The sequence below is a fragment of the Paenibacillus sp. J22P15 genome (assembly GCF_056269345.1).
Genome location: NZ_JBWDNT010000019.1, coordinates 99,133 through 106,845, shown reverse-complemented (window position 1 = coordinate 106,845; position 7,713 = coordinate 99,133). Strand labels below are relative to the sequence as shown.

Genomic DNA, 7,713 nt, shown 5'->3' with positions numbered 1-7,713 from the left:
AACATCAGCCCCGTTAATATCTGTACGGGTATCAATGTTCTGTCTGACATGAACGGCTGCGTTTTGGTCAACCGTGTGATTAGAAGTGCTACCTTTCGTATTCACGATCAACTCAGGTGATTTAACATCAGCCCCGTTAATATCTGTACGGGTATCAATGTTCTGTCTGACATGGACGGCTGCATTTTGGTCTACCTTGTGAATAGAAGAGCTATCTTTAGCTTTCATGATGAGCTCCGGTGCTTTAATATCAGCCCCCTTCGTTTCCGTGCGAGTGTCAATGTTTTGTTTGACATCCGTAGTAGTGTTTATGGATTGCGATAACATGAAATCTATACTTTGATCAATCGTCTCACTATTCAGCGAACTACTAGGAGGCTTAGGCATTTTCGCTAGTATTGCAGCATCACTGACTGGCCCAGGGATTACATTTGAAGCGGGAAGAGTAAGACTTATATCCGTTGTAGCGTTAATTGATTGTAAGTACATTAAGTCTGTTTTTTGATCGATCGTCTTACTATTCAACGTGCTATTAGGAAGCTTTGGCATTTGTGCAAGAGCGGCAGCATCGCTGATTGGCGCAGGGAAGCGCACATCGTTAGTAGTACGTTTTGAATCCGTAATTGCGTTAATTGATTGCAATAACAATAAATCAATGTTGTGATCAATCGTTTTACTAGTCAGCGTGCTATCAGGGAGCTTCGGCATATGTGTAAGAGCTGCAGCATCACTGATTGGAACAGGGAATCGTACATCATTTGCGTATGAGATCCGTTCTGCAGTTGGTGGAACTGCTGTCTTTTGAGCTTCGTTAGCAGTGTGACTTGATGCTGTAGTAGAGTTAACTGACTGTAATACCATTAAGTCTATTTTTTGATCAATCGTATGGCTATTTAGCGTGCTATCAGGAAGCTTTGGCATTTGTGCAAGCATTGCAGCATCGCTGATAGGCGCAGGAAAACGTACATCTGCAGCGGGAAATCTAATTCCAACTGTCGGTGGAGCTGCGGTACGAAGTGCTTCGTTTGCACTAAGGAGTTTCATCTTAATTTCGTTGAACTCTTTCATGTTATCGAAGTCAGGAGCGATAGAAATACGTCCGGATCGAGATAACATTTTTTCGTTAACTTTTTGATTCGTATTCATTCCTGCATTTTTGAAACGTTCATCCATGTTATTAACAAAATCAGTGTGTTTAATCGGTTCTCCTGTAGCGTTTGACTGGTCGACTGCCTGTTTGTACTCCACCTTATATCGATCAAAAAGTTGGATCATACAGAAATCATCCAAGGATGTTTGGAGTTTTCGGTTACGATTAAGCGTTTTTGCGCGCTCCATTTGGTCAACAGCCCGCTTCGGTCGCTGAACCATAAAGGATGCTGCCTGACGAATGGCATTCTCATTTTGGTACATGGTAGCTGCTACCTCTTGGTCATTCATACCCTCATGTATACCTTGAGTGAGAATAGCCTGTTTCATATCACCGCCATCATCTTTGATATCCTTCATACGGGCCTTTTCTTCTTTCCATTCTTTGTCCATTCCACGGAATGGGTTTTTGGTACCATTTCGTAGATTCTCATTAACCTTCTGGACGTAAGGCGTATATTGCGCAGTCTGGCCTGTTTCTGCGGCTATTTCATCTGAAGCTTGCTTCTCTCTTTGATAACGTAGCATCATACTGGAACTCGTTGCATCCGTGAGGCTGGTATCCGACTTTTGCAGTGCACTCGGGTTGAAGGAACTTGGTACACCCTCCGATTGTTCTCTATTAAAGAGCCCAGATACCTTATTTGTTACTCCGTTATACAGGGAACGTGTAACGTTTCGCTGTACCGCATCGAGTAAAGTTGACTTTGGATTTGGCATAGCAGGAATAATACCTGATGCTTTGGAGAACACACTACCAATCTCAGTACGGTATTTAAAGATTACGAATATTACAACGGCTTCTAAGAGCATACCCGTGAACCAGCCCATACCAGCTTGTACAGCTACAATTTTGAAAGTAAGGTGGCCCATGACAAGTGAGAAATCTAGGAAAAACATCGTCATGGTGGTCATGACGGCATATCCAATTAGCTTTACGAATTGTCCTCTTAATACGGAGAATCCCGCTTCCCTACCTGGTAACAGAGCGGCAAGTAGGGTAACCGACATGACTGCCGCATGAATAAGAAGCTTGAAACGCATATAAATCGTTGCAATAGCCCAAAAACATAATAGTCCAAGGATCGGTATGGAAAATATAAAGTTAGAAGCAACGAGGACCATTTGTTCACTTGGTCGTTCCCTACTAACTGCTGGATATCTACTTTCAACACTCTTTAGTGCTTCCTCACGTGCATCAGAGAACGGTTCAGTTCGAAGTACTTTATCAAGATCACTTACATTGACATCGGTATTGTCAAACTGCAGCATCTTATAAGGTCGCATGACTAACTCATCCCATACTTGCTCTGAAATAACAGTTACACCGTCTTGTGAGTTCGTATTAAGGCCTGTCGCCTTAGCTAGGCCTACATACATGGTTTGTCCCACGGAATTACTAAACTGGTTTATAAACTTTAAAAATGTACCGGCTTGTGAAAAGAACATTAAACAAACGACGAGAGCCAGTGTAAAGGTTAAAGCTTGCTGAAGACCATCGAGGAATCGTCCGCGCAACATCAGAAATAATATATAGGCAACGGTAACCATAACTAAAATTCCGCCGATGCTATCCCAGAAACCTCCCTTGATCATCGTTCCTCTACTAATACCGGTAAGGTTTTGAATGATGTCCTCTATTCCATCAATCAATTGATTCATAAAACTAAAGGTAAATGCTTCTCGAGCAATAAAATTAAAGAATTTAGTGAATTGTACGGATCCAAGAAAGGCAGTCGAGAGCATATGGTCATAGGCACGTACGATACCGTCTTGTGCCTTCTTACTGACTTGAAAGAAATTCCGATCTTTCGTCAGTGTTTGGAAAGAATAGTTGGATACCTTGTATTTGTTATAATTGGCATTCGTGTTACTGTCCTTAGGGATCAATTCATCTAATGTGTCTGCATAGACCGAACTAACCGGTAAACCTACACCTAAGAGGAGCATGAGAGACAACCCTAGGATGATAAATAGATTTTTCTTTTTTGACTTGTTAACGTTCTTCTTCGGAATCGTCTGATCCATCCAATTCCTCCTCCCCAGCAGCTACTTCGCTATGATACTGCTGAAAACGTTCCAACAAATCAAATTCGTTATCCTCTTCGTCAGGTTGGGATACAAAGTTTGATTCTTCTGGTGGACGCGTATCGAAACAATCAAAGAGGTGTTGGAAGACGACGTCGATAAAGACGAGACCTACACGGCCATATAGATCTTGCATAAGGCATTGACCATTGTTTAGATTTTTGATCATATCAATATTCTGTTGCGTGGCCTCTAGCCCGAAATACGCAAGTGTATTCTTAATTTTGGTTGTATCTTGATCCCGAAAAGCGAATTTCACACCAATGTTACCGGCCAAGTCACCTGCTACATCTGTCGCATTCTGTGTACCGAATATCGCACCGCCATTGAGACTTCTTCCTGTCCTTACAACCATATCCGCAAGTGCTTTGCCTGCTTGTGTGCCTAGTAGTGCCCATGCTTCATCCATAAAAACGAATTTGAAGATCGATTTATTATGATAGATGAATTTATGAGCGAAGCGTGCGATTGCAAACATCAACGCTACACTCATTTTCTCGCCTAGAGAGTAGTTATCAGGTGATTTATCAGGCGAGGGCATCTGCAAATTCTGAACTTGTAGTATATTGATTGCAAAGTCAATTTTTATAGTGCTCTCTCCACCTGTACCAAAAAGCAATTTTGCAAATGAAAGGGTTTGAAAGCTTTCCAAGATTTCTGCAAGTGTATGTGCTTGTGGGCGCGTTTTACCCATTTCTAATAGAACAGGAATACATTTAGCTAAATAAGGATTTTCTTCTTTTGCCAAGGTGTTCACGGCTTGTGAAATATAGCTGTACTCTACACTGTTTGTCTTCGTTGAAGATAGGTAAGCCAATATTTCTACAGCCGCTTCCTTTGCTGTTTCAATATCATCCAACATTACAAATGGGTCGAGCTTCCCCATGTCTTCTAGTGAGGATGATAAGGTCGCAACTTGAATCTGTCCTGTTAGTTCAGGTAAGTCATTCGGCCAGTTTGAACGTTCGCCTTTTGGATCGAAAATGAGTGTTTTTCCGCCAAGTAATGCTGCATTCTGATAAGAAAGCAGATTACCCAATACGGATTTACCACCGCCGAGCGTTCCGTGTATCGTGATACTTGGACTTCGGTTTTCCTGACTGGCATTTGCAGGGTCGAAGTATACAGGGTGATCGAGTGAACCCGTTGTGCCGATATAGAGCCCTTTTCCATCGCCTAGCTCTTGTGTTGCACCGATCATGCCAGAGGCAAGGTACTCAGGCGGAATGCGTTGTACATAATCGGATACATAACGCGGAGAACCAGGTATGTAATCATTAAAAAGGAGCCATTGATCTCCTGCTGGAATCTCTACTTGTATATTACCGAAGTCACGGTAATGGTCTTGTAATATCTTCACATTACTTTTCAACATGTTCAGATCCGTATGGTAGAGGCCATAGGTTACATGTGTAATGAAGGTTGGGTTTTTGCGTTTTTTGTATTCATCCTCTAAGTAGAGCGCTCTCTCCTGCTTTTCTTGGAGATCAATGGGTACGGTGGCGCCTGCTTCATTAATATTTTTAACTTGGTTATCAATGTCCATTTTTTTACGGCCTAACTTTTTAATTGCTTCGCGTGCTTCAAGTACATCGACCTTAATACTCATTTGTACTGGGAAAGGTAAGGTAGCTGCGCTATAAAGCCATTCACTACCGGGCATATCCATATTTTCAGGTAAGTCAGATAGCGTTAGGTAGGCGTGATAGATATGCTTGTCCTCTCCATCATGCTGCTGATGAAGTTTTATCCGTCTTGGATGCGAACAATCGATTTCGGCTTCAGTAAGCGTTAGAACTTGCCTGGAATCGTATAGAAATGTATCTATCCCGCCGCGGATTCCTTTTCGCTTCTTTGGAGACCAAGGTTCACTATCCGTAGACCGAAGCGATGGATCTGCGATACCCCACCAAAAATTTCGTTTGATGAGCCATTCTGTAGTGGCAGCCGTCCCTCGTTTAATTTTCATACGGCGAGAGAGTCGTTCGAAAATTTGTCGTTCCCTAATGAGGTAACTTTGAAATTCATGTTCATAAATTTCAGGTTCATTAAGACCGGTCCAATTCTCGATGGCTCGTTTTGGATGCAAAATCATCTTTTTAAGTTCTGATGCAATACTACTGACATGTTCGATCAAATCTTGTTCGTCGCCCTTAGGGAGAAATACAGCAATATAAGCTCGATAGTCGGCGTTGTTTGAACCATCGATGGTATTGTAATTTTCCTGAAGGTACCCGTTTATGTCCCCAATCATTCGAATCGCCTTTTTTTTCAAAGGACCGGATACACGTTTTTCGATTAATCTTTCATGGTGCTTATTGATGTCATGTGTTTTAGGTAGCCACATAATGTGGAACTTATCTGTGAGTAGTCCTAGGAAGGAAGTTTGGGTTATTAAACGATCTATTTTCTGCTGCTCACTTAGATGATCGTATATATAAGAATCTAATTCATAAAGTGCCCAAGCTTCTTTGTTATGGTTGAAGATAAGGTTTCGCTCAAAATAGGCAATAGGAAATTCGATATTGACTTTCGATACACTCTTTTTGGTATTCGCTATGGATGATGCCAATACGATTAGCCTCCTTATAGAAGAATAGAGCGTGTTTAGACACGCTCTCTCGTAGTGCGATATATCACAATACTTTTATACACATATCGTTTGTTGTGTTCTATTTTTCGGTAGCGATGAAGATGCTTATTGCGCATCCAGAAGAAAATCATACTAAGCAGCCATTTATGTGGCGCTTTGCCGTCTAATTTCTGTTTGGCAATTAGCCAAGTAGATACTATGGGAAGAAAGAAGTAGCTGTAGACACCTGGAATGAAGAAGAGTATTTTTCCAACAAAAGCCCAGAATATCCAGCAAGCAAAGAATACGCCCACGAGTCTGAGATTTACGGGTATGGGTAGCTTCTTGCCTTCCAGTGCATAAATGACCCAATCTAAGTTCCATAGCTTCGTATAATTGGATACGGTTATGCGTGGAGATTCTTGTTTTTCACTCACTTTTATTAACCGAATACAGCTTTCCAAAGTGTAGTGGCTAAAGCCTGCATTGCAGTCCAGTTCATGATCATGGCTACTACTAATGTTAATGCGAAGAAGCTAATCAATTTCATCCAATCTCTAGTAAATAGGAAATATACACATACGCATAATAAAACTCCGGGGATAAGTGCACCCACATTTTTAGTGACCCAGTTATTTGCGTTTACGCCGGGATTACTTGCAAAAGCAGGAACTACGTAGCTAATAGACGAGAGCGTAAGCAGTGAAACACGAAGGAACATTTTTTTCGATTGAATCATTGGGTAAAACCCCTCTCAATTATTGGTTTGTTGTTATAGGTGGATTTGATGCGGGAGTCTCAACCTGGTTTTGTAAACCGCTACCTTCAGTTGTCTGTTGTTGATTTAAGTCTGTTTTGGAATCATAGTTTTGACCTAAAAAGAGTACATATAATCGACCATCTTTCTCTGTAGCATTTATTGTCCACATATTGGTAAATGTTTCTCCCAGTGAACTCTTCACGATTACAGAAGCATCGATGCGATAATATTTTGGTAAATCACCAGCAGCATTTATTTGAAATATGTTCACCGATTCTATTTTTTCAAGTGAAAAGGATGATTTTGGCACGAACTCGGGTGGTTTAACATGGTCCGCGTAATAGTATTTCAATTGGCTTACATTACCTTCAAAGTATGATTGAAGAAAACTCCCAGCAAGTTCGGTACCAAGGTCAACAATTAAAATATCATTTACAGGTTGGCCAATGATTGACTCTTCCTTCTGTCCCTTCTCTTGTTCTGCTATGAAGCGTGGATAAGAGTGAATTAACAAACCGTTTGTAGTTAATGTGACAGGTACTACCATGTACGTTTTATCTGTAATGGTAGTCTTTTCAGTCTTAGTAGTTTGACCGGGTATGGATATGAGAGATGCATCAGCATTCAACTCAACTGTTCTACGTATTACAACGGTGATGTCGAATTGTTTATCATTGATTTTCTCACTAGCGTAGACTTCTGCTGATTGTACACGGGATGAACCTTTAACGTTATAAGTCTTTAATCCAGCATCTTGTTCAATACCAGTAATAAATTTAGCTAGACGTTCTATTCGTTCATTGGGCTTGTCCGCATCCCATGTGAAGTACTCCGCTGCAAAGTCGGTTGCAAAACCCTTTACATTATCAGCAGTCGTAGGCTCATTGCTGCCGACTGTTGTGTAGTTCTCTATTATTCGTGTTCCTTGTGCACAGGATACCAATCCCTTTATAAAGACAAATCCGATGAATAACCAAACAACAATTCGGATTAATCGTTTGGGGAACATGGTATTTGGAGCCCGCGGTTTTATTGCTTTATCTGATTTAGGTTTAGGATCTGTCTTCTTTACCGCAGGAGGTTCCTTGGTCTCGGTAGCATCCTCTTTCTTTTTCTTCTTTGAAAAAAGGGACAATTTTTATTT

5 protein-coding genes are annotated in these 7,713 nt (G+C 41.2%); all 5 read right to left on the bottom strand.

Features of this window, described 5'->3' with window-relative positions; genetic code table 11:
• Positions 1 to 3,177 (bottom strand): CD3337/EF1877 family mobilome membrane protein (locus AC0YN6_RS25335; RefSeq protein WP_475750373.1); only part of this gene is annotated, 3,177 nt, incomplete at its 3' end.
• Positions 3,146 to 5,809 (bottom strand): ATP-binding protein, encoded by a 2,664-nt coding sequence (locus AC0YN6_RS25330; protein WP_475750371.1) that lies wholly within the window; start codon positions 5,807 to 5,809, stop codon positions 3,146 to 3,148. The genes AC0YN6_RS25330 and AC0YN6_RS25335, both read right to left, overlap by 32 nt.
• A gap of 35 nt (positions 5,810 to 5,844) precedes the next feature.
• Positions 5,845 to 6,246: a TcpE family conjugal transfer membrane protein gene (locus AC0YN6_RS25325; protein ID WP_475750369.1), complete on the bottom strand. Its 402-nt coding sequence runs from the start codon at positions 6,244 to 6,246 to the stop codon at positions 5,845 to 5,847.
• A gap of 5 nt (positions 6,247 to 6,251) precedes the next feature.
• Entirely contained in the window at positions 6,252 to 6,548 is a 297-nt protein-coding gene (locus AC0YN6_RS25320) for a hypothetical protein (RefSeq protein ID WP_475750367.1), read from the bottom strand.
• A gap of 19 nt (positions 6,549 to 6,567) precedes the next feature.
• On the bottom strand, positions 6,568 to 7,704 hold the full coding sequence (locus tag AC0YN6_RS25315; protein ID WP_475750365.1) for a conjugal transfer protein: 1,137 nt from the start codon (positions 7,702 to 7,704) through the stop codon (positions 6,568 to 6,570).
• Positions 7,705 to 7,713 lie beyond the last annotated feature (9 nt).

Excerpts from the sequence above, each read along its gene's own strand:
- AC0YN6_RS25320 (WP_475750367.1), bottom strand. The coding sequence starts at position 6,548 with ATGATTCAATCGAAAAAAATGTTCCTTCGTGTTTCACTGCTTACGCTC.